25 protein-coding genes are annotated in these 24,650 nt (G+C 51.5%); 15 read left to right on the forward strand and 10 right to left on the reverse strand.

Annotated elements, in window-relative coordinates; translation table 11 throughout:
• Window positions 1–234: 234 nt before the first annotated feature.
• The gene (locus ACO0LL_RS09865) at window positions 235–1,920 is read right to left on the reverse strand and encodes a hypothetical protein (RefSeq protein ID WP_422950689.1); all 1,686 of its coding nucleotides are present in this window, start codon (window positions 1,918–1,920) and stop codon (window positions 235–237) included.
• 287 nt (window positions 1,921–2,207) lie between these two features.
• Here ACO0LL_RS09865 and ACO0LL_RS09870 point away from each other — a divergent pair, with 287 nt between their 5' ends.
• The 4 genes from ACO0LL_RS09870 to ACO0LL_RS09885 all read left to right on the forward strand — a co-directional run bounded on the left by ACO0LL_RS09870 (window position 2,208) and on the right by ACO0LL_RS09885 (window position 5,300).
• The gene (locus tag ACO0LL_RS09870) at window positions 2,208–2,840 is read left to right on the forward strand and encodes a hypothetical protein (protein ID WP_422950690.1); all 633 of its coding nucleotides are present in this window, start codon (window positions 2,208–2,210) and stop codon (window positions 2,838–2,840) included.
• A gap of 63 nt (window positions 2,841–2,903) precedes the next feature.
• Window positions 2,904–3,506, forward strand: a complete 603-nt coding sequence (locus ACO0LL_RS09875; RefSeq protein ID WP_422950691.1) for a hypothetical protein — start codon at window positions 2,904–2,906, stop codon at window positions 3,504–3,506.
• Between the two features lie 4 nt (window positions 3,507–3,510).
• Entirely contained in the window at window positions 3,511–4,566 is a 1,056-nt protein-coding gene (locus tag ACO0LL_RS09880) for a sensor histidine kinase (protein WP_422950692.1), read from the forward strand.
• Entirely contained in the window at window positions 4,563–5,300 is a 738-nt protein-coding gene (locus tag ACO0LL_RS09885) for a LytR/AlgR family response regulator transcription factor (protein WP_422950693.1), read from the forward strand. Before ACO0LL_RS09880 ends, ACO0LL_RS09885 begins: the two co-directional genes overlap by 4 nt.
• Window positions 5,301–5,502: 202 nt before the next feature.
• On the opposite strand, the gene ACO0LL_RS09890 is transcribed toward ACO0LL_RS09885, so the two are convergent.
• The 3 genes from ACO0LL_RS09890 to ACO0LL_RS09900 are packed head-to-tail and all read right to left on the reverse strand — an operon-like array spanning window position 5,503 to window position 6,810.
• Window positions 5,503–5,874 (reverse strand): ArsR/SmtB family transcription factor, encoded by a 372-nt coding sequence (locus tag ACO0LL_RS09890; RefSeq protein WP_422950694.1) that lies wholly within the window; start codon window positions 5,872–5,874, stop codon window positions 5,503–5,505.
• Window positions 5,861–6,322, reverse strand: coding sequence for an SRPBCC family protein (locus tag ACO0LL_RS09895; protein WP_422950695.1), 462 nt, complete (start codon window positions 6,320–6,322; stop codon window positions 5,861–5,863). The genes ACO0LL_RS09890 and ACO0LL_RS09895 overlap by 14 nt, the downstream gene beginning before the upstream one ends.
• Window positions 6,319–6,810, reverse strand: coding sequence for an SRPBCC family protein (locus ACO0LL_RS09900; protein WP_422950696.1), 492 nt, complete (start codon window positions 6,808–6,810; stop codon window positions 6,319–6,321). Before ACO0LL_RS09900 ends, ACO0LL_RS09895 begins: the two co-directional genes overlap by 4 nt.
• 225 nt (window positions 6,811–7,035) lie before the next feature.
• Between ACO0LL_RS09900 and ACO0LL_RS09905 the strand changes: the two genes are divergently transcribed.
• Window positions 7,036–8,259 (forward strand): alpha/beta hydrolase-fold protein, encoded by a 1,224-nt coding sequence (locus ACO0LL_RS09905; protein WP_422950697.1) that lies wholly within the window; start codon window positions 7,036–7,038, stop codon window positions 8,257–8,259.
• A gap of 281 nt (window positions 8,260–8,540) precedes the next feature.
• Here ACO0LL_RS09905 and ACO0LL_RS09910 read toward each other — a convergent pair whose 3' ends face one another.
• The 3 genes from ACO0LL_RS09910 to tyrS form a co-directional block, all read right to left on the reverse strand.
• Window positions 8,541–9,209 carry a histidine phosphatase family protein gene (locus ACO0LL_RS09910; RefSeq protein WP_422950698.1) on the reverse strand — a complete coding sequence of 223 codons (669 nt, stop codon included), beginning with the start codon at window positions 9,207–9,209 and terminating at the stop codon, window positions 8,541–8,543.
• A gap of 26 nt (window positions 9,210–9,235) precedes the next feature.
• Window positions 9,236–9,676: a D-aminoacyl-tRNA deacylase gene (gene dtd, locus ACO0LL_RS09915; protein WP_422950699.1), complete on the reverse strand. Its 441-nt coding sequence runs from the start codon at window positions 9,674–9,676 to the stop codon at window positions 9,236–9,238.
• A gap of 161 nt (window positions 9,677–9,837) precedes the next feature.
• Complete coding sequence (tyrS, locus tag ACO0LL_RS09920; protein WP_422950936.1) at window positions 9,838–11,106, reverse strand: tyrosine--tRNA ligase; 1,269 nt, start codon at window positions 11,104–11,106, stop codon at window positions 9,838–9,840.
• A gap of 275 nt (window positions 11,107–11,381) precedes the next feature.
• Between tyrS and ACO0LL_RS09925 the strand changes: the two genes are divergently transcribed.
• The 6 genes from ACO0LL_RS09925 to ACO0LL_RS09950 all read left to right on the forward strand — a co-directional run bounded on the left by ACO0LL_RS09925 (window position 11,382) and on the right by ACO0LL_RS09950 (window position 18,811).
• Window positions 11,382–12,755, forward strand: coding sequence for a peptidoglycan DD-metalloendopeptidase family protein (locus ACO0LL_RS09925; RefSeq protein ID WP_422950700.1), 1,374 nt, complete (start codon window positions 11,382–11,384; stop codon window positions 12,753–12,755).
• 3 nt (window positions 12,756–12,758) lie between these two features.
• A complete protein-coding gene (locus ACO0LL_RS09930; RefSeq protein WP_422950701.1) occupies window positions 12,759–13,310 on the forward strand; it encodes a GNAT family N-acetyltransferase in 552 nt (183 codons plus the stop codon).
• A 53-nt stretch (window positions 13,311–13,363) separates the two neighbouring features.
• Entirely contained in the window at window positions 13,364–14,530 is a 1,167-nt protein-coding gene (locus ACO0LL_RS09935; RefSeq protein WP_422950702.1) for an anhydro-N-acetylmuramic acid kinase, read from the forward strand.
• A gap of 126 nt (window positions 14,531–14,656) precedes the next feature.
• Window positions 14,657–15,307 carry a DsbA family protein gene (locus tag ACO0LL_RS09940; protein ID WP_422950703.1) on the forward strand — a complete coding sequence of 217 codons (651 nt, stop codon included), beginning with the start codon at window positions 14,657–14,659 and terminating at the stop codon, window positions 15,305–15,307.
• A gap of 8 nt (window positions 15,308–15,315) precedes the next feature.
• Complete coding sequence (locus ACO0LL_RS09945) at window positions 15,316–16,233, forward strand: aldo/keto reductase (RefSeq protein ID WP_422950704.1); 918 nt, start codon at window positions 15,316–15,318, stop codon at window positions 16,231–16,233.
• 244 nt (window positions 16,234–16,477) lie between these two features.
• A complete protein-coding gene (locus tag ACO0LL_RS09950) occupies window positions 16,478–18,811 on the forward strand; it encodes a putative bifunctional diguanylate cyclase/phosphodiesterase (RefSeq protein WP_422950705.1) in 2,334 nt (777 codons plus the stop codon).
• Window positions 18,812–19,128: 317 nt separating this feature from the next.
• Here the strand turns inward: ACO0LL_RS09950 and ACO0LL_RS09955 are convergent, their stop codons facing one another.
• From ACO0LL_RS09955 to ACO0LL_RS09965, 3 genes are all read right to left on the reverse strand, one after another.
• Entirely contained in the window at window positions 19,129–20,016 is an 888-nt protein-coding gene (locus tag ACO0LL_RS09955) for a LysR substrate-binding domain-containing protein (RefSeq protein ID WP_422950706.1), read from the reverse strand.
• Window positions 20,017–20,199: 183 nt separating this feature from the next.
• Entirely contained in the window at window positions 20,200–21,624 is a 1,425-nt protein-coding gene (locus ACO0LL_RS09960; protein WP_422950707.1) for an FAD-binding oxidoreductase, read from the reverse strand.
• Between the two features lie 153 nt (window positions 21,625–21,777).
• Window positions 21,778–22,332: a hypothetical protein gene (locus tag ACO0LL_RS09965; protein ID WP_422950708.1), complete on the reverse strand. Its 555-nt coding sequence runs from the start codon at window positions 22,330–22,332 to the stop codon at window positions 21,778–21,780.
• Between the two features lie 177 nt (window positions 22,333–22,509).
• Here ACO0LL_RS09965 and ACO0LL_RS09970 point away from each other — a divergent pair, with 177 nt between their 5' ends.
• The 4 genes from ACO0LL_RS09970 (at window position 22,510) to ACO0LL_RS09985 (ending at window position 24,572) form a co-directional block, all read left to right on the forward strand.
• The gene (locus tag ACO0LL_RS09970) at window positions 22,510–23,061 is read left to right on the forward strand and encodes a cob(I)yrinic acid a,c-diamide adenosyltransferase (protein WP_422950709.1); all 552 of its coding nucleotides are present in this window, start codon (window positions 22,510–22,512) and stop codon (window positions 23,059–23,061) included.
• Between the two features lie 25 nt (window positions 23,062–23,086).
• Entirely contained in the window at window positions 23,087–23,482 is a 396-nt protein-coding gene (locus tag ACO0LL_RS09975) for an SMI1/KNR4 family protein (RefSeq protein ID WP_422950710.1), read from the forward strand.
• A gap of 61 nt (window positions 23,483–23,543) precedes the next feature.
• Window positions 23,544–23,948 (forward strand): DUF6968 family protein, encoded by a 405-nt coding sequence (locus ACO0LL_RS09980; protein WP_422950711.1) that lies wholly within the window; start codon window positions 23,544–23,546, stop codon window positions 23,946–23,948.
• Window positions 23,949–23,978: 30 nt separating this feature from the next.
• Window positions 23,979–24,572, forward strand: a complete 594-nt coding sequence (locus ACO0LL_RS09985; RefSeq protein ID WP_422950712.1) for a hypothetical protein — start codon at window positions 23,979–23,981, stop codon at window positions 24,570–24,572.
• Window positions 24,573–24,650 lie beyond the last annotated feature (78 nt).

Raw genomic sequence — 24,650 nt, forward strand, 5'->3', positions numbered from 1 at the left:
ATATTTAATGGATGGCTGCATCAGGCGCGACTCCCAAAAATGCGTACTTTATCGTGACAATATGGGCAAAATTGGGTTTGCCCGTTATTGCCTGGCATTTTCAGCTTGCAGGCTGTGGGCGCTTGCTATGTGGCTCTGGATTCGGAACTGGGCGATAGACTGGGTAAGTAATTCGCGTGTCTGTGCATACAGACGGCAATATAGATAGGCAGCAGCCTATCTATTTGCAATTTTTTACTGGTTCTTCAATTGCTTCATATATACCGCACTATCGGGCCTGAAGAAGGCAGCATTGATTTTGAGTGCCAGTTTATCGAAAGCCCGTTCTGCCATTACTGCATAGACCTGTCCCTCAGGCGCTTGTTTAACAGGATCGCGGCTGGATGTCTGGTATTCCACTTTGAATGTATCTGGTGGTGTTACTTCCAGGTCGAATTTCCAGCGGTCTTTGGTTTCGGGCACGATGAGCGCAGCCTTGAAGCGTACCAGCATGCCAACAAAAGCATTATCATGCTTTTCAGAGCCGAAGATCTCGCCGGATGGTTCTATCTGATAAGTGATTTGCAGTCTGGGAGCGTTGTCGGGTGCGACAGGACTGGCATTGAATGACAGCACATCATTTGGGAATATTGAACTGAACGCGCTGCGTATACCTTGAATAATTCGTGTCTCCCTGACAGCGGCGCTATTGTTTGCGAAATATTTTGCTGCCGGTATGATCTGCTTGCCACGTATCTGTTTTTCCTTGAGTTTCAAAACAGCGTCCAACTGGCTCAAATCACTGTCTGTCGGACGAATAAAGTTGACTGCCACATTCGGATCGTCATGTTCCTCGGCAAACTTCAACAACTGTTCCATGGAGCGTATCAAGGCAGTATCTGAATTAACTGCCTGTTCCCTGAATTTTTGCATGGAGCTGTCATACAGCACATGGATTTCTTCTGCCACGTCAGGAAGAATATCCGACTGTGGGAAGCGCAGTTTCAACTGACGCAGCATAGTGACGGAATTTTTTTTCTGCACTTCATTGAATACCACGCGCGGCAACTCTGCCTGCATTTCAGTAATCTTGAACTTGCCGTGTGCCAGATAACCCAGATACGCCGCTTCTGTCTGCAAGTGCTTGGCATTCAAATACATTTTCTTGTCTGCTGCGGCATTCCTGCCATACCAAAACAAGGCAGCAATGAAGATGGCCAGCACCAGCAGCGGTACTTTGAATTGAGTCATTAGATTGATAAAGCGCTTACCCAGGCTGGCGGCTCCATGTGCCTCCCGCCACTTGTTTCTCCGCACGTCCAACAGAGGGTCAAAGCCATACAGGCTTGCCAGATCGCGGTTATGAAATGCATCCTTGGCCTTGGTTTTATAGATATTGAATTTTCCCAGCGTGGCTTCAGCCAGGTTCTGGTTATTGATGACCAGGTCTTTACGCGTGCCATCATTGAAATTAAAAGAGAAAATCGTTCTTTGATAACGTCCATTCGATTCATGATGGGTAGCATCAAGTTTGCGCAATTGTGCCAGATCATGTACCGCGATTTTGTTGCTGCGTATATCAACCAGTGCCAGTGGGAACAGGTAGCAACCAGGGGCGAAGCGAAATTTTGCGCTCAGCTGCATGCGCTGCCATATTTCATGGCCAGCATAGACTACCCCAAAAAACAGTATTGCATACCAGACTATCAGACCAGTATTATCCCAGGCGAGATCATTGACTGGGTCACCAAAGCTTGACGACGCAGCCAGGTAAATAAAGAAAATACATGCGGCCATCAAGGCAGCATGCCGCAGGTACCACGACCGATTCGACATGGCGTCAGCATGCACCAGATAGTCCGGGCTTCTGACCGACCTGGCCAATTGTTTTTTGACGTCACGGGGGAGTGCGTCATAATCGAGTTGATAGAAGGCTCGCACCACAACTTTCCTTCAATTAAAGAGGCAGATCAGCAAAAACGTCACGCATATAATATGCGCGAAAAAATTTCAGGCTAAAGCTGGCAGTATCGCTATTTACAATGCCATGGTCAATTCACTTGTGTCATTCTGGCAGCCATGCATAAAACTATTTTTTAACAGCTCCATTCATCAGAAATTTCCCGCCATTTATCGGCGGTGACGGGGCAGTAATCGCAAAGCGAAGGAAACCAAACTTGTTCATCCGTATATTGCACATCATCAACAACCCACATGGAGTAAAGATGATGAAACACTGGAAAGTTCTGGCCGCAGCCAGCCTGATTGCACTTGCGATGAATACCTCGTTCGCTGATGGCGTCAAGTCAGGTGTCCCGAGTGGCTGGCAATTATGGGGACCTTTGGGTGACAAATATGAGATGGGCATAGACCCGGCAGAAAGCACGCCGGAACACCCCGCACTGCTTGTCGCCAGCAAAGATACGCCGACCAATGAAACCGTCAGCCTGATGCAGCAAGTCGATGCAAGCGAGTGGGAAGGGGGCGTGATCGAGTTCAGTATGATGGCTAAGGCCATAGGCGCAGAGAAAAACAGGGTATGGTTGCGCCACTTGAGAAGCCAGGCCCTCATGTTGGGCGAAAAAGCTGGCAGGCCGCAACTGATGGAATACTCGCGCAGCATACCTGATGGAAAAGGCTGGGAGAGAATTACCCTGAGCAGCTATTTCCCTAAAGGTGCAGAGCCCGGTCAAAAACACTTTGACATCGGTTTTTCCCTGGCATCCAAAGGCAAGATCTGGATCAGAGATATCAAGCTGGAGCGCAAGCCCTATGTGGCTGTTCCCAAAGCGGTTGAGTTGCCCACTCATCGTTCTGGCCTGCCAGCTTATCCAGCACGCAACCTGAACTTTACTGAATAAAATTACCGGGCCTCACAAACGATATCCCGAATCTAGCAAATACTGAACAATACTGGAGCAGACATGAAACACTGGAAAATCCTGATCGCAGCCCCACTGGTTGCCTTTGCTGTCAATTTTTCTTACGCAGGTGCTGTCAAGAACGGCATTCCAAAAGGCTGGACAGGTAGCGGCGCAATTGCTACCCACTATGAAAGTGGGCTTGACGAGTCGCAAGGAAGTAAAGAGCAACCAGCTTTCTTTATTGCTGCAAAAGAGACAAGCACGGATGATGACTTTGCCGCCATCACGCAAGTGGTCGATGCCGGTGCATATCGTGGAAAGATCATGGTTTTAACAGCATCTGCCCGACACACTGGTGAGCTGGGGCGCTACGAACTCTGGATCAGAACGACTGATGATAAAGGCGGCGTTCGCATTACCTCCTCTAGCGGAGCTAAAGGGGACGCTTGGGAAACGGTGAAGGTTCAGACACCAGTGAGCGCCAATGCGCAAAAACTGGAGTTAGGGATAGGCATCAGAAAACAAGGAAAATTGTTGGTGAAGGACCTGTCCTTTGCCGAAGCCTCCGCAAATAATTCCATATCTGAACGCAGACCTATAGCAAACGATGTCAACATTAGTCAGGCAAGCGCAGCGATAAAAAACCTGAATTTCTCGGAATAAAAAAATGCGTACAGACATGACGATAACTCATGCGGATAAGGATGAGTCAGGCACATTGAGCGCGTGGCCGTTATTACCCATGCTGGCCGTGCTGGGTTTACTGGTTTATGCAAGCCTTGACCAAGGACGTTCAGCCTGGCTGGCAGATAGCCTGGCCATCCTGCTGGCCTATACTTTGGCGCAAGCTGGTTTATGTCTGTCGCAAAAAATACTGTGGTTCAAACATGCCAGCCAGCGCTGGGCTATCCTGGCCTTGTCCGTGGCGCTGGCATTGTTTGCAGGGCTCAAGGCGGAGGCTGCATTCTGGCCAGCGATGAGCACAGGCCATGTCAACTGGTTATTGCCCGCCATTATCCTGGTGTTTATTTTTGCCACCGTCTTGCCTGCTGCCATAGACCTGGAAATCAGACATCGCACCCAGGCCAGCCTGGCGGCGGAAGCCAGCAAGCACAAAGTCGAGAGGCAAATGCTGGAAGCCAGGCTCGCTGCATTGCAGGGCCAGATAGAACCGCATTTTTTATTCAATACGCTCGCCAACACCCGTGCCCTGATACACCAGGATGCCGCCATGGCGGAGCAAATGCTGAACAACCTGATTGCCTACCTGCGTGCTGCCATGCCCGACATGCGCCTGAGTACCACCACACTGGGGCAAGAGCTGGACAGGGCAGCGGCGTATCTGCAAATCTTCCAGATACGCCTGGGTGCACGCTTTCAGTTTTCTGTGCGGGCCGCAGATGAAGTGCGGGCCTGCCTGATCCCGCCACTGGCCATCATGAGCCTAGTAGAGAACGCCATCAAGCATGGCATAGAGCCGCAGCCGGGTGAGGTGCGCATAGATATCAGTGCCAGCAGCGAAGCCGGCCAGTTGCTGGTCACAGTCAGCGATAATGGTCGCGGTTTTCGGGATGAACTGGGTAGTGGTGTTGGCTTGCTGAATGTACAGGAGCGCCTATCCGCCCTGTTTGGTGAGCAGGCAGAACTGCAATTACAGCCAGGGGATAAGGGTGGTGTGCGCGCCACGATATCTCTGCCAGCCAGGACAGGTGAGCTGGCATGAGCATCATTAAACCCAGAGCCCTGATCGCTGAAGATGAAGCCATCCTGCGCCAGGAACTGCAAGACGCGTTGGCGCAGTTATGGCCAGAGCTGGATATCATTGCCGCTGTTGATGACGGCATCAAGGCCATGCAAGCCATTACCGACCTGCGCCCCGACATCGCTTTTTTGGATGTACGCATGCCCGGCCTGACCGGTATAGACGTGGCCCGCCTGGCCCAGCACCCCTGCCACATCGTGTTCCTGACTGCCCATAATGATTATGCCGTTGATGCCTTTGACCAGGGTGCGGTGGATTACCTGCTCAAACCCCTGGATTTAGGAAGGTTGGCGCTGGCAGTGCAAAGGTTGAAGCAGCGCCTGTCACAACAACCGGCTGACCTGTCTTCCCTGCAAATCAAAAAACCGCAAGAAGCACTGCGCTGGATACAGGCATCGGTTGGCAACCAGATACGCTTCATCAATGTCAGCGATGTGCTTTGCTTTCGTGCAGATTCAAAATACACCAAAGTCATCACTGCCAGGCTCGAAGCCTATATCCGCACCACCATCAAGGACCTGGCAGCGCAACTCGACGGTGATAAATTCTGGCAGATATCCCGCAGCAATATCGTCAATGTGGCAGCGATAGATGCGGTGCAGAGAAGCGATGGTGGCCTGGCTTTGCGCTTGCAGAAAGAGGATGAGTGGCTGGCGGTGTCGCAGGCGTATCAACACCAGTTTCGCCAAATGTAGTCGGAGCCGCTGATTAAGCTACTGCGCGAAGCCATTTTGAGTCGGCGATGCTCGTCGTACTTGAGTACGACTGCGCTTCTCAACTCAAACTGACATCGCTCGCTACGCTTACTCAGCGACTCCTTGGGGATAGCGGATCGATTCCACAGGGCTAATTGCGTGAGCTTTTGCCATTGCAAGCATTTTTCTCATGTTGCGCTCCCTAATCATCCTTTTCCACAAAACGCTTCAGCCTGCCCAGTGCCATTTCCCATTCGCGGCCTATGGATTCGAGTGTTTGTCTGGCTTCATCTATGCTCGCAGCTTGCAGTTGCCACAAACGTTCCCTGCCAATTTTGATGTCACTGACGACACCTGCTTCAGCCAGTACGTTCAGGTGCTTGGTGACGCCCTGGCGGCTGATGGCTGTGGTTTGCGTCAGGTGAGAAATCGAAAAAGCGCCACCTGCGCAAAGCACTGCCACCAGCTTCAGACGTGTGGGATCACCAAGTGCCGCGAACACCTGAGCAGACGTGTCGTGGGCACTAATGATGGCTGGTGCGCTGGCCTTGTTGTTTGTTTTACTTGGTGACATGGTTCCCCAGATTTTGCAGTTGTATGTCCCAGCCCTCGGTATTCATCTCAAAGGCTGTGCGACGGCGGTGCGCAGGCACTTTGTCAAAACCTGATTCAACCACAGTCAGCAAGACAGCATTGCCGGGCGCATCTTGTAAATTGAAACTGACTAGGGTTGGTATCTCACCAGAATAATCAACAGCAGTATCGACTGCATACGGATGCCAGTGAAAAGACATGGCATCTTGTGGCTGTATATGCTGGATGACGATATCAAACATTAAACCTTCGCAGCCAGGGTGGGTAAACAGCCCACGTGTGCGCTGGCCCGGCGCAAATACCTGGCCGCTCAGATCGACACCAAACCATGCGCCAAATTCTTCTGCATCAGTCAGGGCACGCCATACGCGCTCACGTGTGCCATTGATGACGATGCTGCGCTGTATGCTATCTGTATTATTGCTCATGCTGCTGCTCTCCTTTCCGTGGATGGGATTTGCTGATGAACGGCCGCTACAAACGGTGTGCCTGTGCCAGTTTCCAGATACAGCTGCAGACTGGCGAGGAAATGCTGCCAGCCATTTTGACAAAGCGCATAGCATTGTAGCGAGGGTAGCAGGCCTATGTGTTCCAGATCCAGCTGCGTCTTGCCCAGACCTGCATCGCTGATATGGAACACGACCTGAGTCCCCACCCATTCGTCAGCAAGGGCGACTGATTCAGCCACGATATGCGCGCGGGTGCATAGCCAGCGCACTTCGCTGTCAGCTTGCAGTTTCTCTATACGCATATCCTTGTAACACTCACTGAAGCGAAATTCCAGGGTATCGCCAACGGCTACCCCACCTTCACAATCCTGGGTCCACCAGGCACGCAAGCCTTCTACGGTTGTCAGGGCGGCATAGACAGCGGCAGGGCTGGCTTTGATACTGAGGCTTTGCTGGTAGCTTTTCATGATCTGTCTCCATTGTGTGATATATGCAGCCAAATAGCTGCGTATTTATTATGGGATGGATTTTGAAGAAATGCAACAAAAAGGTTGCTTTAAGTTTTGTGTGTGAATCTTTGCAGGAATTGGAAAGTTTCTTGACTTGATATTGTTCGTTAGGCAATCTTGCCATCATGCCGATACAAAGATGTAAATCATCTGTCATTTCTATTACCTTGAATTGTCCATCCTATGAGCAACATTCGACTATTTGTTCTTCTGCTGAGTTTGGTTGGATTTGCCCATGCCGGGGAGAAAAACGAAGACATTATCGTGGGCACGATAGAGACCATACATTCGAATGTCTTGAACGAAGATAAAAAGATCTGGGTATATGTTCCCAAGCCGAATGCTGCCCGGGGACCGGAGAAGCCTGTCTATCCGGTTGTGTATTTGCTGGACGGCAGCGATCATTTTCTTTCGATGATGGGTTTGATGGAAAAGAAATGCCGGGGCATTGGACACTCTTGCCCCGAAATGATCTTGGTTGCGGTTACCCACAATAACCGCCAGCGTGAACTGACACCGACGAAGGCAGGTTCGTATGCCCAGCCAGAAAAGATCAATGAAAACTCTGGTGGTGGCGAAGCTTTTTCTACTTATCTGGAAAAAGAGTTGATTCCCTACATTAACGCAAAATATCCGGCTGCTCCTTATCGGGTATTGGTTGGTCATTCTTTGGGTGGCTTGACCGTGATGCATAATCTGATTAATCACAGTGCATTGTTCGACGCCTATCTGGCGATAGACCCCAGTATGTGGTGGGATAATGCTTTGCTGGTCAAACAGATGGAAGTCGCGCTAAGGGATGGCCGCCTGGCTAACAAATCGCTATATCTGGCGGTTGCCAATACACTTGCCAAAGACGTGTCTATTGATCAGGTCAGATCTGGCAGCGATCAGGAAAGCAGGCATATTCGTTCCATACTCAAACTGGTCGATACCCTGGATGCGCATCCACAAAGCGGCCTGCGCTGGAAGTGGAAATACTACCCGGACGAAGGCCATGGTTCTATTCCGGTTTTGGCCGAGTATGACGGCTTAAATTTCTTGTTTGATTTTTACAAGATGGCTGATTTTGTGCGCTTGTATGATGCGAAGATAGATGGTGCAGGTGAACTGAAACATCAGTTTGAAAAAATCAGCGCCCGTATGGGCTACAAGCTTTTACCCGATCTTGAAACGATGGATTGGTTGGGGCAGCATTTCTTGCGTGAGAAAAAATTGAAGAATGCCCATGATTTTCTCAGTGCGAATCTGGAAAATTATCCACACAATGCCTTGTCCCATGAAGGTATGGGTGATTACTACGTGGCTGCAGATGAACTGGCCAAAGCGAAAGAAGCCTATCAGCAAGCTGTGAAACTGGATGTCAGTTCCAAGGCTAAAGGAAAGCTGGAGAAATTAACGAAGTAAAAATAAGTGCCAGTATCTTGAACTCTGTTGATATCTGTTGTTGATGATGTTTTATTAGCCAATCGCTTTTACGGCGTATCACGAAAGTCTCTGGATTCCTGCCTGCGCAGGAATGACGATTTGGAAGATATGAGGATTATCATTCGCTCATGCAAATAAGAATTCCAATTTGTTCAACATACTATTCTGGTGGCACAATTTAAGGTCGCTCCAGCACAAGCTGGAGCCCAGTGGCGTTTTTCAACTGACAGATAATGCCGGTTATTGCCATCGCAAAGACATCAATGTTTCTCGACCTTGCTCTGGTTAATTTCATCCAGCCCATCGGCATCCAGATGCGCAATATCACCCCATTGCAGCAGCTTGATTTCTTTACCTGTGACTTCAAAGCGGTTGATGCTTGCGTTGTAGATGGTCACTTCGCGTGGTGCGCTCAGCGGCAAATCCTTGGCGGCGCGGTAAGCACATTCAAGCACGCCGCCGTGAGCGACAAGGGCGATTTTCTTGCCCTCGAATTGCTTGGCATAATGCAGCACATGTTCCATAACGCGCTTGTGGAACTGGCGTATGGTTTCGCCTTCGTTTTCGCCAGGTGGGAATTGTGCATCTGGTTCATGCGCTTGCCAGGCGTTATATTCCTTGCGGTACAGGCTGGGTAGTTCGCTATACAGCTTGCCTTCAAAGCCACCAAAGCAACGTTCACGCAAGCCTTTACCTATGCGGGTGCTGACACCTTGCAGGCGGGCGATTTCACCTGCGGTTTGCACCGCGCGTTGTAGATCGCTGGAGACTATTGCGTGTAGTTTTTCATTTTGCAAGGCCCAGGCCAATGCCTTGGCCTGGCGTGTGCCTTCGGCATTCAATGGGATGTCGAGATGGCCTTGCAAGCGGCGTTCGGCGTTCCAGGCGGTTTCGCCATGGCGTATCAATAAAATTTCTGTGGGTTTCATTTGTTTATTTTGTTCTTATTTTGTTCTTATTTTGTTTTTAGCCAGAAGGTCACCGGGCCATCATTGGTCAGTGAGACCTTCATGTCGGCACCAAAACTGCCGGTTTCTACCTGCGCATGTTTGCTGCGTGCCTGGGCGACAAAATAATCGAATAATTGCCTGCCCAGTTCTGGTGGGGCTGCTGGCGTAAATGAGGGCCGAGTGCCGGAATTGGTATCCGCTGCTAGCGTGAATTGCGGCACCAAGAGCAAGCCGCCTTGTACGTCGGTGACGCTGCGGTTCATCTTGCCTGCGTCGTCAGAGAATACGCGGTAGGCGAGTAATTTTTTTAGCAGGTCGTCAGCCTGTTTTTCAGTGTCTTCGCGCTCGGCGCAGACCAGGATCATCAGGCCGGCATTGATGGCGCCTATGGTGTTGCCATCAACGACGACTTTGGCTTCGGTGACTCTTTGGAGTAGGGCGATCATGGGGGTAATTGGTATCGTTGCTTGGGGGGCGGAGAAAAGGGGCGAAATCTCGTAGGTTGGGCTACGGTTTACCAGCCCAACACTCGGCGTTTAAATGACGTATACGATTATTGAGACACAGTGTTGGGCTGATGAAGCGTAGCCCAACCTACGCATAAGCATCAAGCTGTCAACGTCACTTTCGCAAACTTGCGACGACCAACTTGCACCACAAATGTACCAGCTTCAACTTTCAAACCCTTGTCGCTGATAACGACAGAATCGATACGCACGCCACCTTGCTCAACCATGCGCATGCCTTCACCTGTCGATGCACACAGATTGGTCTGTTTCAGCAATTGACCTATGGTCAAAGGCGCACCGCTGATTGTGACTTCTGCCACATCATCGGGTATCCCGCCCTTGGAACGATTGACGAAATCAGCCAGCGCATCTTCCGCCGCCTGCCTGTTATGGAAGCGCGTCACGATTTCCTGCGCAATCGCCACCTTGATATCACGCGGGTTCTGGCCTTCTGCGACTGCTTTTTTGTAAGCAGCGATTTGTTCCAGTGAGCAGAAGGACAGCAGCTCGTAGTAACGCCACATCATGACATCAGAAATACTCATGATCTTGGCGAACATGGTATTGGCTGGTTCAGTGATGGCGATGTAGTTATTCTTGGACTTTGACATCTTCTCGACGCCGTCCAGGCCTTCGAGCAAAGGCATGGTCAAAATACATTGTGGCTCTTGTCCATAATCTTTTTGCAGTTCACGACCCACCAGCAGGTTGAATTTCTGGTCAGTGCCACCAAGTTCCAGGTCAGATTTAAGGGCGACAGAATCATAACCCTGCATCAGCGGGTACAAGAATTCATGCACGGAAATCGGGGTGCCCGCCTTGAAGCGCTTGGTGAAGTCATCGCGCTCCATCATGCGGGCGACAGTGTATTTGGATGACAGCTGTATCATGCCGCGCGCGCCTAGCGGGTCTGACCATTCAGAGTTGTAGCGTATCTCGGTTTTGCTGGCGTCCAGCACCAAAGCTGCCTGCTTGAAATAAGTCTGGGCGTTGTCTTCGATTTGCTCCCGTGTCAGCGGTGGGCGGGTGGCGTTGCGGCCAGACGGGTCGCCGATCATGGACGTGAAATCGCCGATCAAAAAGATCACGGTATGGCCCAGATCTTGCAACTGGCGCATCTTGTTGAGTACTACCGTGTGGCCCAGGTGCAAATCTGGTGCAGTCGGGTCCAGGCCCAGTTTGATGCGCAGCGGCTTGCCTGTCTGCTCGCTACGGGCCAGTTTTTGGGCAAATTCGGATTCGATGAGCAGTTCATCAACACCGCGTTTGGTCACTGCCAGTGCATGTTGCACTGCATCGGAAAGGGGCATGATTTTGCTGGCATTGCCAGTGTTTTCAGGGGAGCTGGAATTTTGTTCAGAAGTCATCATGAATGGAAATCAAATTTTTTGTAACACCGCTGGTCGAATTTCAAATCTGAATCCATAATCAGCGTTTGCCAAATTCTGGGTGTTGGTTAATTAGCAGGGATTATTGTTTAAGCCAGATGCCAGCATTTTAATGCCTTTGCCTGGTTTTTAATCCCGAACTTAGTGCGAGTTTCAATATTGCCGTCTTGATAATGTGCGCATAAAATATGCAAGAGCATTTCACCGCAATGTACTCGAATTTTCAATAAAACCAGTCAATTTTAACTTATTGCATGCGTCCAACAGATAAATTACTTCGTATCGTCTCTGGCGGCAGGCTGTTGTTCGGCACCACACGCGCCTCGCGCATCGTTTCAGTTTCCGCTCTTTTCTTTGCTGTTTGCGCATTTGGCGCTGCTAGTGTTGCTCCTTTGGCACCAGATGCTTCTGACTTGCCAGTCAAGCGCATCAAGGAAGAGTTGAGCCTGCCTTCACTCGATGAACAGGTCGCCGCACTCGAAGCGGTTGATCAGCAATTCATCCGTGAAGCCACCTTCAAGAGCAGTGAGCAGTTGGCCACGTTCTTGCAGCGCATAGGCGTGGATGACGAAGAAGCGGCACAGTTCATCAAATCAGACAGTATTGCACGCACTATCCTGCAATTCAGGGCTGACAAAACCGTGGCAGTAAAAACGGATGAAGAAGGTGAACTGCTGTGGTTGCAAACAACGGTCTCAGATGGCCCGGACAAACCAGTCAGAAATATCGTCATCAACCGCGATGCTCATGGCAAACTGACATCTTCTGATGTAAGCGCCAAGCTCGAAAGGCGTGTGGAAATGGCAACGGCCTATATCCGCACGGCCTTTTACCCGGCTGCCGATGATGCCATGATCCCCTACGGTGTCACTGAACAGGTCAAATCCATGTTCGAGACCAATGTTGATTACCAGCGCCTGCAAAAGGGCGACTATTTCAATATTGTCTATGAAAGCTTCTGGCAGAACGGTGAGCGCGTCCGCACTGGCCGCGTACTCGCAGGTGAATTCAGCAATTCTGGCAAGCTGTATCAGGCTGCCTGGTTTGAAGAAGCCGGTGGCAAGGGTGGCTACTACACCTTTGACGGCAAGTCCCTCAAAAAAGCCTTCCTGAAGTCACCGATAGAATTTACCCGTGTGTCTTCTGGCTTCTCCATGCGCGTGCATCCTATCTCCGGTCAATGGAAGGCGCACAAGGGTGTTGATTTTGCAGCCGCAACTGGTACACCTATCCGCGCCTCGGCTGATGGTGTTGTTGATTCTGCCGCGCCCAGCAATGGTTATGGCAACCTGGTCGTGCTCAAGCACTGGAATAACTACAGCACAGCCTATGCTCACATGAGCCGTTTTGCTGCTGGCATACACAAGGGCAGCAAGGTCAGCCAGGGTGATGTCATTGGTTATGTCGGCACTACCGGCTGGTCCACTGGACCGCATCTGCATTATGAGTTCCGCGTCAATAATGAAGCGCGTGACCCCATGGGCATCAATATGACAGAGGCAGCACCTCTGGCAGTTGCTGAAATGACCCGCTTCAAAGGTTTTGCTGGCGACATGATTCACCGCTTTAACTTGCTACATCCTGAACGCATGGCAGAAATCATGCGTCTGGCGGCCAAGCGCTCATAAGCCTTGGCTGGTTTGACTGGTTTGGCTGGTTTGACCGCAGGCGAAGTCATCATACGCAAGGCAGAGACAGAGGATGTCTCTGCCTTGACTGTATTGATATTGCAAGTCTGGCTTGATACCTATGTCAAGCATGGCATCAAAAAGTCGATTGCCGATTATGTGTTGTCTGAACTGACGACCGCACGCACGGCTGCCTATCTCGCACAAGAACATACCCACATCCTGCTGGCAGAAATTGATGGCCATCTGGTTGGCTATTGCCAAACCCTGAACGGCAAGCGCAATGACCAGGTGCAGGCCGAACACCAGGCCGAGCTTGATCATCTGTACGTACACCCTGGATTTTTTAGTCGCGGCATAGGCCGCCGCTTGCTGGCTGAAGCTGAAGAACATTTACGCTCTCTGGGCGTACAGCGACTCTGGCTGACAGCCTGGGTCGGTAACGACAAAGCCCTGCGCTTTTATGCCAGTACTGGTTATGCCGACATAGGTGCCGCCGTCTTCCGTATGGAAAATGAAGAAGCCGTCAATAGAATTTTCTGCAAGACGCTGTAATACCTGGCCGACTCTTCTATACTCATGCTGATCAACATACAGGTGGAATCAGCATGCTGCACAATCAAAACAATACGGCAAACATCTATATCGGCCTGATGTCAGGCACCAGCCTTGATGGCGTGGATGGTGTCATGGTACGTCTGCCCGATCCAGTTGATGCTGCTGCCGCTGATGCTGATGCTGACACTGACACCGGCATGCAGATCATTGCAACTGCCTATATCCCCTTTGACCCAGACCTGCGCGAGCAAGCCATGCGCCTGCAGCAGGCCAGTGATAATGAGCTTCATCATGAAGCACTGTTGGCAAATGCACTCGCCAGCACCTATGCCGCTTGCGTCAAAAAATTGCAGGCAGATGCCAGTGGACAAACCGTACATGCCATAGGCGCACATGGCCAGACTATCCGTCACAGGCCCGAGCTAGGCTATACCCGCCAGACCAATAACCCTGCCTTGCTGGCCGAGTTGACAGGGATAGATGTCATCGCCGACTTCCGCAGCCGTGATGTCGCTGCCGGTGGCCAGGGCGCGCCGCTGGTGCCCGCCTTTCACCGTGCCGTATTTGGCCGCGCAGGTGCTTCCAGCGTGGTTGCCAATATCGGTGGCATCAGCAATATCAGTGTACTGGCGGCAGATGGCAGTACCCGTGGTTTTGATACCGGCCCCGGTAATGTATTGATGGATGCCTGGGTGTTGCAACATCAGGGCAAAAGCTATGATGCAAATGGTGACTGGGCAGCGCAGGGTAATGTCATACCCGCCTTATTGAACAGTCTGATGGACGAGGCTTACCTGCACATGCCACCACCCAAAAGCACGGGGCGTGACTTGTTCCACCCTGCATGGCTGCAAGGCAAACTGCAGGGTTTCGATGCCGTATCGCCTGTCGATGTGCAGGCAACTTTGTGTGAATTTACCGCGCTGACGCTGGCTAATGATATTGCCCGCCATGCTGCCGATGCCGCCCATGTTTATGTCTGCGGTGGTGGTGCCTTCAATCATCAGCTCATGCAGCGCTTGCAGGCTTTGCTGGCGGCGCAATCATGTGCTGCTGTTGTCCGCAGCACCGCAGTGCTCGGTGTTGCGCCTGAACAGGTAGAGGCCCTGGCCTTCGCCTGGCTGGCACAGCGCTTTTGCCTGCGCTTGCCAGGGAATTTGCCCGATGTGACGGGTGCTGCGGGCGGACGAATTTTAGGTGCCCTCTACCCCGCATAGTTTAGCAGGGTGCGCCGTGCGCTCCGTATTCCTGTGCGCACGGCGCACTCTACAAAATCGCAGGCGACAGCTAATCCCAAGTTTCTATACAATGGCAAATCAATATTGATACTTTGAGATTGCTTTATGACGCAACTGATTTATGTCGCCGACCCCATGTGTTCCTGGTGTTATGGCTTCGGGCCAGAATTGCTGGCTTTTCTTGATACCGTGCCACATGCCAAAATTGATTTGATCATGGGTGGTTTGCGCGCCTATAACAAACAGGTGCTGGATGATGCTACGCGCACTTCCATCATGGGGCACTGGCAGCAGGTAGCAGAACGCAGTGGCCTGCCTTTTAGCGATAGTGCCATGTCGCAGCTCGGCTTTGTGTATGACACTGAGCCAGCCTGCCGTGCCGTGGTGACTGCGCGCACGCTGACTGACGATGATACCGGGCGGTCTGCACTGGCCGTCTTCCATGCGGTACAGCATGGCTTTTACGCCCAAGGACGTGATGTACGTGATCCGGCAGTCTTGTCTGAACTTGCCGTTGCTGCGATGAACAAGGTTGAAGGTGAAGGCAGTTTTGATGTAGTCAGCTTTGCCGAAACCCTGGTCTCACCGATGGCCATGTCAGATGCGCGCGAGCATTTTGAGCAGGCAAAAAACTGGGGCATACGCGGCTTTCCCGCGCTCTTGCTCGTGCATGAGGGCGCGCTACACATGCTCGCTTCTGGCTACACTACGCGTGATGATCTGATCTCTACTTTCCAGGCACTGACACAACAATGAAAAATAGCATGACACCACATTTACAGATTGCCCCTATCGCTCCAAACGGCCCTGAATTTTCCCGCATCGTACTTGGCCTGTGGCGGCTCGCCAGCTGGCAAATGACAGCGCAGCAAAGAGTAAGCTTTCTTGAGCAAGCTTTGGCGCTCGGCATCAACACCATAGACCAGGCAGATATCTATGGCAATTATGAAAGCGAACAATTGCTCGGCGAAGCAATAGCGCTGGCACCGCATCTGCGTGACAAGTTCCAGTTCGTCAGCAAATGTGGCATCAAGCTGGTGTCTGCTAATCGCCCAGCCCATGGCATGCAGCATTACGACACCAGTGCCGCACACATCATTGCATCTGCAGAACAATCATTGCGTGCGATGCAGATAGAGCAGCTTGATTTATTGCTGATACACAGGCCAGATCCATTGATGGATGCTGACGAAATCGCCGGCGCTTTCCAGCATTTGCAAGACAGTGGCAAGGTCAGGCATTTTGGTGTTTCCAACTTTACCAACAGCCAGTTTGAATTGCTGGCAGCGCGTTTCCCGCTGGTGACCAACCAGGTGGAATTATCACTCCTGCATATGCAACCGCTGCATGACGGCACTTTAGATTTATGCCAGCGCTTGCGCATTGCACCGATGATCTGGTCAGCCCTTGGTGGTGGCAGCCTGTTCCGCCCCCTGCATGAGCAGGACGAACGTGGCCAGCGCATCAGTACGGTGCTGGCCCGTATTGCGGCAGAGCTTGATACCAGCCCCAGTACCATTGCCCTTGCCTGGATTTTGCAACATCCATCCCGGCCACTGGTGCTGACAGGTTCAGGCCGTATCGCCGCGATTGAAGAAGCGGTCAATGCCACTGCCATTAAGCTAAGCCGCGAACAATGGTTTGCCTTGTGGTGTGCCTCTGCGGGTAAGAACGTCGATTAGTCGGGATTGTCAGGCACTGATTGATCAGTTTCTTGATCAATCAGTCTGCCAAACAGCCATATTATTGCCTTGTGTAAAGTCATTTTGTCGCTTTTTACCAGCACAGGCGCAATTTCTGTCTGAATGGATATATGTTGGTATAGTATTACTGTTCTGGCCGCTAAATCTGGTCTGGCCCGTTTCGTGATGTGATTGCAGAAGGACAGGATTTGTGACTGTTTTTCAATTCATCCGCAGTAATTTCATGGCTAACTCTTCGGCACCGGTGGAAACCCACCAGTGGCGTGAGCAGGTGCTGTCTGCCATCCTGTTTTTTGTACTCGCACTGGGTGGTGCAACGGCCATACCCAGCATCGTGCTGGCCATCAGCGAAAACCTGTGGTCGGTCGTCGTGGTTGATATTTTCGCCCTGGGCTGGGTTGCCACGATCTGGCGCCTGCCATTCTTGAACTATCAGCAGCGCGCCTGGAACTTCCTGCTTTTTCTGTATCTGCTCGGTGTCTGGTTTCTCATCAAGGTCGGCCTGACCGGGCTGATCTACCTGCTGGCTTTCCCGGTACTGACCGCCTTGCTGCTGAACATGCGGCTGTCCATGTATGCCCTGGTTCTGGCTTCACTGAGCTTGCTGGTGGTGGGCTATATCTCGGATTCCAATTTGCATGTGTATGGCTTTGATTCCCACCCCTTCATGCAACTGGTGGTGGTGACCATCAATTTCGGTTTCATTGGAGCTGTCATGTCCATCTCTTGCAGCGTGTTACTGCAACGGCTGGATAGTTCGCTTGAACACCAGCGTGTCATCGCTGCCTCATTGCAGCATGGGCAATCTTCACTTGCCGTGGCGAACGAAGAACTGCGCCTGATTGTCGCTGCCGTGGCGCGCCTCAATGACATCGTCATGATCATCAAGGTTGATATTGATGGCGCCGGAAAACGCCGCCTCAAGATCGTCTTCGTCAATGATGCCTTTGTGCGCCAGACAGGTTTTAAAAGTGAGGATGTGGTCGACAAATCGCCAGTTTTTTTACAGGGGCCGCGTACCCAGACAGATGAACTCGATAAGCTCAACTTGGCGCTGTTGTCCTACGAGTCTGTCCATATAGAACTGATATGCTATACCCACGATGGCAGTGAATTCTGGATGGAGGCCGACGTGGTACCGCTGGCCGACGAGCACGGTCTGTTCAGCCACTGGGTGGCTACTGGGCGCGACATCAGTGATCGTAAAAAAGCCCAGGAACATATACACAGGCTAGCCTATTTTGATGTGCTGACAGGCTTGCCGAATCGCCGCCTCTTGCTGGACCGCATGAGCATATTGCTGGCAACGGCCAGGCGCGGCAATATGGTCAGTGCCGTGTTGTTCATCGATCTCGACCACTTCAAATACATCAATGATGCGCGCGGCCATGCCGTCGGTGATGCCTTGTTGAACCTGGTCGCACAAAGACTCTCCAGCAGCCTGCGCGAAGTGGATACAGTGGCCCATATAGGTGGCGATGAGTTCGTGGTCATGCTCTGCCATATCTCGAATAACGTAGTGGCAGGCGCCCACGCAGCACAGGCAGTGGCAGAAAAAATCCGTCATTCCATCTCACAGTTTTTTGATATCAATGGCCTGCAATACAGCACGACCTGCAGCATAGGCGTGACCATGTTGCCAAGAGAAAACCAGAATTCACACGACCTGCTGCGTGAAGCAGATACCGCCATGTACCGTGCCAAGAGCAGTGGCCGCAACCAGATCGCCTTTTATGAAACCGGCATGCAGACCGAGGTCGAACAAAGGCTGACCATGGAAAGGGAGCTGGGCGAAGCCATCTCAGGCGGGCACCTGCACATGTATATACAGGCCCAGGTCGACAGGCTGGGCAAGCCAGTTGGTGGTGAAATGCTGATGCGCTGGATACACCCTGAGCGTGGCTTTGTCTCGCCCGCGCTGTTCATCCCCGTTGCAGAAGAATCCGGCATGATCTTGCGTCTGGGGGACTGGGTGCTGGAACAGGGTTGCATGGCACTGCTGCAATTACAGGCCGCAGGTTGGGACATACCGCTGTCTGTGAATGTCAGCCCCAAGCAATTTCGCCAGCCAGATTTTGTAGAAAAAGTCAGGCGTGTCTTGCGCTACACCGGCGCACCACCATCACGCCTTATCTTTGAAGTGACAGAAGGTCTGCTCATTGATAATCTGCAAGACACCATCGCCCGCATGCTGGAATTGACGACGCTGGGCATACGTTTTTCCATCGATGATTTTGGTACCGGCTATTCCAGCCTGGCTTACCTCAAACGCCTGCCGCTGTATGAGCTCAAGATAGACAAGAGTTTTGTCCAGGATACGCCGGGTGATGCCAATGGCACGGCCATCGTGCAATCGATATTGTCGATGGCATCTCACCTGGGTTTGCGCGTGGTGGCCGAAGGGGTAGAGACCAGGGAGCAGGCAGAATTCTTGATCGCCAACGGTTGCGCATCCATGCAAGGATTCTTGTTCGCCCGCCCCATGCCTTTGGATAAATGGCTGGCTTTGCAAAAGCAGATAGCGCAACCGGGGCAGGAGAGTACCAGGGTGGTGTAGCGCGGACAGTTTTGCGGTGCACATAGGCTAACTTTAAACGTAGCCGTGTTGTAGGGCGCATTGCAATGCGCCGCATGCCATTTCAAATCGCGGGGGAAAAGATGATTGCCGTGCATGGCGCGCACATACGGCGCATTACAATTCGCCCTACGGTCATCTCTTTACCCAAGTCCCGGTAATTTATTCGCCTGAGCAAATTGTAGGGTGCGCCGTGCGCACCATCCATTGTTTACAACAAATTATAGGTTTGCAGAGGCATGTCCATGCCTCAAACGGTGCGCACGGCGCACCCTACAAACCTGTCACTAAGCTTGCCACTAAGCCTGCTGATAAGTCGCCTGCATCCAGTCGATGAACAACTGCACCTCGGGCCGTATATTTGCCTGCGCCTCATGTACCAGGTAATAGGCATGCGGGGGCGTTGCCAGTTGCGTGTCAAACACGCGCACGACCTCGCCCCGGTTGATCATTTCCTGGGCAAAATGCTGGCGTGTCAGGCCTATGCCATGGCCATGCTTGACTGCTTCCAGCAACAGGCCCAGGTCGTCGATGCGCAAGCCTGTTGTTGGTTCTGGCCAGTCCAGTCCTGCCACTTCAAACCATGGCTGCCAGGGTTCAAGCGCAGACCGCAAGAGTCGGGCATGACGCAGGTCTGCCGGTGTCTGTATTGATGGTAAAGACTTCAGGTAAGCCGGGCTGGCGACGGCAAAGCTGGGTTCGACAAATAATTTCTTGGTGACCAGATTAGGATATTCACCGGCGCCAAAGCGCACTTCTACATCACTTTCTGACAGGCTAAGGTCATACAGCGGCACAAACAGATAGACTTCAATTTCTATGTCGGGATACTGGCGCATGAATTCGGCCAGGCGCGGCATGAACATATAGCGCGCAAAAGTAGGCGGCACCGTCACCTTGACGCGCAACTGGCTTTGCGTGATCTTGTTCGGCAGCGGGAAATCAGACAGGGTGCGCAAGGCCACCCGCACCACATCAAGGTAACGGCGGCCAAACTCAGTCAGCGTGACACTGCGCCCTTCACGCACAAAAACGCGCTCGCACAAATGTTCTTCCAGCAGACGTATGCGGTGCGACAGTGCAGAAGGCGTGATGCACAATTCCTCTGCCGCAATCGCAAAAGAACTATGCCGCGCCGCAGCCTCAAAAGCAGATAATGCATGTACCGGTGGTAATCGTGTTGCCATACTCTTCCTGATTTGTTTTATACGCTTGCTCAATCCCCAGGCAAGCAGTCAAAAATAACACAAGGAAGCTGGGTTCAAAGCAATGCTCAGATTCTTTTTGCTTCGATCTTCTCTGTGTTACCTCTGTGGCTCGGTGTCTCTGTGGTGAGTGGTCTTTCGTCGATAAACGACGATGGTTTCGATTTATTCTTCAACCTCATCCCACGCAATAATTTTGCCCGGGTTTAATATATTTTTTGGATCAAAGGCATGCTTGAGCATACGCATCATGTGTATCGCATCTGCCCCATGTTCTTCTATCAAAAATCCCATCTTGTGTATGCCCACGCCATGCTCACCCGTGCAGGTACCATCCATGGCAATCGCCCGCGTCACCATGCGCTGGTTGATGGATTCTGCCACTGCAATTTCATCCGGGCTGTCCGGATCTACCAGCATCAGTACATGAAAATTACCATCACCAACATGGCCGATGATGGAATAGGTAATGCCATGGTTTTCACAATCTATCTGGGTCTCACTGATACATTCAGCCAGGCGTGAAATCGGCACACAGCAATCGGTAGAAATAGAACGTGAACCTGGCCGTAATTGTAGCAGCGCAAAATAGGCATTATGCCGCGCAGCCCACAGGCGGCTGCGGTCTTCTGGCCTGGTCGCCCATTCAAAATCACCGGCACCATTGGCTGCAGCAATCTCTTGCACCAGTTCAGCCTGTTCTTTCACGCCATGTTCAGTGCCATGAAATTCAAACAGCAGCAAAGGCTTGACAGGCAAATTCAATTTGTCATGCGCATTGATGGCACGCACGCCATTCGCATCCAGAAATTCTACCCGCGCAATCGGCACGCCCATCTGTATGGTCTGGATAACGGTATTCACTGCATCGGCATTATCAGGGAAGCTGCATACCGCAGCCGAGATGGCTTCCGGCAAGGGGTAAAGTTTGACCGTGACTTCAGTGATAATACCCAGCGTACCTTCGCTGCCGACAAACACCCGCGTCAGATCGTAACCGGCGGATGATTTCTTGGCACGCGAACCCGTGCGTATGATGCGGCCATCTGCAGTCACCACCGTCAGCGCCATGACGTTTTCACGCATGGTGCCGTAGCGCACCGCGTTTGTGCCGGATGCCCGCGTGGCTGCCATGCCACCGAGGCTGGCATCAGCACCAGGGTCTATCGGGAAAAACAGGCCAGTGTCGCGTATCTCGGTATTCAGTTGTTTGCGCGTCACGCCAGCCTGTACGGTGGCGGTCAAATCCTCGGCATGCACGGCCACCATCTTGTTCATCTGTGACAAGTCTATCGTCACGCCGCCATGCAGGGCCAGGATATGGCCTTCCAGCGATGAACCGGCACCATAGGGGATGACTGGTACTTCATGCGCATGGCACAGCCTGACGATCTCGGCGACCTCTGCTGTGCTCTGGGCAAATACGACCGCCTCTGGCGGCATGGGATCATATGAGGACTCGTCGCGGCCATGGTGCTCACGCACGGCCAGGGCGATGCTGCAACGGTCTTCCAGCAGGGCTTGCAAGGCATGCAGCAGGCCAGCGGGCAGGGGCTTTCTGACACTCGCCAAAATGGCAGGATGGTTCATAATGCGGTCCGTACAGATAGTGGTGCCCTCTATTATGCTGTGTCCGGCCAGATTTTGCCGTAAGCTTTCCAACTTCCTGCCTTATTTTATTTGCCAGCGGCAATCAGCGTTCAAATATTGCCTGCAAGGCAAGTAAAACGACATGGTGGAGCTTCAGCCCAGCTGTATCGACTGCGCTTTGGCATCTGCCAGTCTGAATAGCAAATCTTCCAGTGCCGCCTCTGAGACAGAACCCAGGTCTATGCTGACTTGCAGGGCATCCTCTTCCTGTGTGATGGCAGACATGAAATGCACGACCCCAAACAGACCCTCGGCATTTTTGGCATTGTTATCCTCAACATCAAACCAGGCCATGAACCAGTCTGCCAGGGTAGCTGCAGCAACATCAGGTGCAAGGCCGCTGATCTGCAAGGGCAGCCAGTCCCAGGTGAATGGGGTGATGCTGACCTCAGTGCCTGACATGCTAAAGCCAAAGGGCTCAAATTCCAGCTGGGTTTTGGCATCCACCGTATGTGACTGCCCGGCATATTCACCCTCTACCGGTATCCAGTCTGCCCGGCAGGGCAAGGCCGGGCTGCCTTCCAGAGCAAGTGCACCATCGGCATTGCGGTAAGCAGGTTCGACATGTGCATGATCCTGATTGATGGCCGCAGTCAGCACGGCAACATAAGAAGCGCGTATCGCGCTGAGTAATTGTGTAAGTGTCATGGCGAGATTATATTGATACGCGGCAAGCGGGGCAATCATGGCGGGCGTTCAAGCACCAATACCAGCTATGATGTGCATGCTGTCGGTGCAGAGGATGGTGTATTCAGAGTGTATCCAGGCAGATTTTGCCGTATCCTTTCACATTTCCTTATTTATTTTTCACTTAATTTATTTGCCATGGGTAATCGACTCTCAAAAATCGCAACACGTACCGGCGACAAAGGTACGACCGGCCTCGGTGACGGCAGCCGCGTCGCCAAAGACGCACTGCGCGTGCACGCCATGGGTGACGTGGATGAACTCAATTCTCAGATCAGCGTCCTGCTGTGTGAAGACATGCCAGAGCAGATGAAGCAGGAATTGTTTTCCATTCAGCACGACCTGTTCGACATGGGCGGCGAACTCTGCATCCCCGGCTACACCATGATCACCGATGCCCAGGTAGAAAGGCTAGACGCCCTGCTCGAGAAATACAATGCCGACCTGCCACCGCTAAAAGACTTCATCCTGCCAGGAGGCTCCCGCGCCGCCGCCATCGCCAACGTCTGCCGCACCGTCTGCCGCCGCGCCGAACGCGCGATAGTCAGCGTAGGCAATGCCGAGGCTATTAATGAGGCACCAAGACAGTATATGAACCGCCTGTCGGATTTGCTGTTTGTGTTGTCGCGGGTGCTGAACAGGTATGCGGGGGGATCGGATGTGTTGTGGGAAAAAGAGCGTCAGAGATGAACGCCACTTTTTAGCGTTGCAATGCATGATTAATTTAGAAAATATTGAATTGCTTGTTCAGAGGACGCCAGTTGATGATGACTTTATTAACGTCGTCGAGTCGGCATTACGACTGCCTTTTCCTAAGTGGTATCTGCAGTTCCTAAAACAAAGCAATGGATTTGATGCAAACTTTTTGAGGCTTTATCCAGTCGATGAACTCGTTGAAAGAAACTTGACTTATGAAGTCGAACAGTATTGTCCAGATTTTATCAATATAGGTGACGACGGAGGTGGGCAGGCGATATTGATAAAAAGCGCATTGTTTGATGACACTAGTGTCTATCTTGTCGGGCATGGTGTCATGACTCCAGAGTTTATGGAAGTCATAGGGATTGATTTTCTGTCTTGGTTAGAGGCAGGGTGTCCATTCCCCGACTGACCCTAACTTTGAATTTCTGTGCTAAAAATTTTCCGCTTAATTGCCTAGTTTTAACTTACTAATGACCAGCCTGAAAAAATCCCGTAGTCGACGCATGCGAAAGAAGTTATTCGTCGGCGAATTTCTGTCTTTTCCCAATCTCACAAAACACGCTATTGCCCGACGGGATTTGGAATTTACCTATATCGATGGACGCATCATTTCTACAAAAATCTCGGTATGGCAGCCTGTAGAGTTAGGCCCTCACAATTGGCGATGTTCTTTCCTGATCCAGACCATACATTTTGAGAAATCATCTTATGCTGACGGGGATGACAGTATGCAGGCGCTGCTTTTGGCAACACATAAGATCAGCAGTCATTTGACTGCCCTGGAAAATAAATTTGATGGGCGCTTCAGTCAATATGGATGTCACCACGGCTTCCCTGCACTAACTGAGCATACATTTCCTTCTTCCATTACATAAAAACTGCACCCCATACATAAAAACTTTATCATGCCAACAATCACTGAGCTATGTAATCAATTGGCTGATGCCTACGAAGCGAAGGGCATCGCTATCAGAGAGAATTTACGACCGGGTCTTACGACAACGGAAATCCTGGAGACTGTAGCACCTTTGCAAATCATAGTGCCAGATGACGTCATTGAACTTTATCAGTGGAGGAATGGGCGTATCGATAGGCTTAATTCAGACCTCGATACGAATTTTTGTTTTCGCGATAATGAGTTTATTTCTCTGGAAGAAGCAGTTTTGGAATATCAAAGTGTTCAGGAATACTATGGTATTCATTCAACGCTGGAGCAAGATCGTGTAGATCTCAAAAATTGTCTGCCAATTTCAGAATTTCATGGTTCTTGGGATGTTGTCGCTTGTGGCGCGCATCTTTTTGGTTCTGACAAGGATCATCCAGTCATTCGAGTGTTCCACGGTATAAGAATGTATTTTTATTCGATATCTTCCATGCTTGAAACTTGTATAGAATGGGTTTCTTCACCGAACTGGAAGGAATTGGATGGTTTGCCGGACAAAGAGGAAATGGAAATCTGGCGGCGGCATAACCCAGATATTTTTCGTGAAAGATTTTAGGTTTGCAGGTGCGCACGTTAATGTCTATGGTCTGATATTTCACAATCCTGAATCACCATATTTACTTTGATGTGCTGT

It is taken from the genome of Undibacterium sp. TC4M20W, assembly GCF_049340245.1.
Classification (GTDB): domain Bacteria; phylum Pseudomonadota; class Gammaproteobacteria; order Burkholderiales; family Burkholderiaceae_D; genus Undibacterium.

Excerpts from the sequence above, each read along its gene's own strand:
- ACO0LL_RS09870 (WP_422950690.1), top strand. The coding sequence starts at position 2,208 with ATGAAACACTGGAAAGTTCTGGCCGCAGCCAGCCTGATTGCACTTGCG.
- ACO0LL_RS09875 (WP_422950691.1), top strand. The coding sequence starts at position 2,904 with ATGAAACACTGGAAAATCCTGATCGCAGCCCCACTGGTTGCCTTTGCT.
- ACO0LL_RS09880 (WP_422950692.1), top strand. The coding sequence starts at position 3,511 with ATGCGTACAGACATGACGATAACTCATGCGGATAAGGATGAGTCAGGC.
- ACO0LL_RS09885 (WP_422950693.1), top strand. The coding sequence starts at position 4,563 with ATGAGCATCATTAAACCCAGAGCCCTGATCGCTGAAGATGAAGCCATC.
- ACO0LL_RS09890 (WP_422950694.1), bottom strand. The coding sequence starts at position 5,874 with ATGTCACCAAGTAAAACAAACAACAAGGCCAGCGCACCAGCCATCATT.
- ACO0LL_RS09895 (WP_422950695.1), bottom strand. The coding sequence starts at position 6,322 with ATGAGCAATAATACAGATAGCATACAGCGCAGCATCGTCATCAATGGC.
- ACO0LL_RS09900 (WP_422950696.1), bottom strand. The coding sequence starts at position 6,810 with ATGAAAAGCTACCAGCAAAGCCTCAGTATCAAAGCCAGCCCTGCCGCT.
- ACO0LL_RS09905 (WP_422950697.1), top strand. The coding sequence starts at position 7,036 with ATGAGCAACATTCGACTATTTGTTCTTCTGCTGAGTTTGGTTGGATTT.
- ACO0LL_RS09910 (WP_422950698.1), bottom strand. The coding sequence starts at position 9,209 with ATGAAACCCACAGAAATTTTATTGATACGCCATGGCGAAACCGCCTGG.
- dtd (WP_422950699.1), bottom strand. The coding sequence starts at position 9,676 with ATGATCGCCCTACTCCAAAGAGTCACCGAAGCCAAAGTCGTCGTTGAT.
- tyrS (WP_422950936.1), bottom strand. The coding sequence starts at position 11,106 with ATGACTTCTGAACAAAATTCCAGCTCCCCTGAAAACACTGGCAATGCC.
- ACO0LL_RS09925 (WP_422950700.1), top strand. The coding sequence starts at position 11,382 with ATGCGTCCAACAGATAAATTACTTCGTATCGTCTCTGGCGGCAGGCTG.
- ACO0LL_RS09935 (WP_422950702.1), top strand. The coding sequence starts at position 13,364 with ATGCTGCACAATCAAAACAATACGGCAAACATCTATATCGGCCTGATG.
- ACO0LL_RS09940 (WP_422950703.1), top strand. The coding sequence starts at position 14,657 with ATGACGCAACTGATTTATGTCGCCGACCCCATGTGTTCCTGGTGTTAT.
- ACO0LL_RS09945 (WP_422950704.1), top strand. The coding sequence starts at position 15,316 with ATGACACCACATTTACAGATTGCCCCTATCGCTCCAAACGGCCCTGAA.
- ACO0LL_RS09950 (WP_422950705.1), top strand. The coding sequence starts at position 16,478 with ATGGCTAACTCTTCGGCACCGGTGGAAACCCACCAGTGGCGTGAGCAG.
- ACO0LL_RS09955 (WP_422950706.1), bottom strand. The coding sequence starts at position 20,016 with ATGGCAACACGATTACCACCGGTACATGCATTATCTGCTTTTGAGGCT.
- ACO0LL_RS09960 (WP_422950707.1), bottom strand. The coding sequence starts at position 21,624 with ATGAACCATCCTGCCATTTTGGCGAGTGTCAGAAAGCCCCTGCCCGCT.
- ACO0LL_RS09965 (WP_422950708.1), bottom strand. The coding sequence starts at position 22,332 with ATGACACTTACACAATTACTCAGCGCGATACGCGCTTCTTATGTTGCC.
- ACO0LL_RS09970 (WP_422950709.1), top strand. The coding sequence starts at position 22,510 with ATGGGTAATCGACTCTCAAAAATCGCAACACGTACCGGCGACAAAGGT.
- ACO0LL_RS09975 (WP_422950710.1), top strand. The coding sequence starts at position 23,087 with ATGATTAATTTAGAAAATATTGAATTGCTTGTTCAGAGGACGCCAGTT.
- ACO0LL_RS09980 (WP_422950711.1), top strand. The coding sequence starts at position 23,544 with ATGACCAGCCTGAAAAAATCCCGTAGTCGACGCATGCGAAAGAAGTTA.
- ACO0LL_RS09985 (WP_422950712.1), top strand. The coding sequence starts at position 23,979 with ATGCCAACAATCACTGAGCTATGTAATCAATTGGCTGATGCCTACGAA.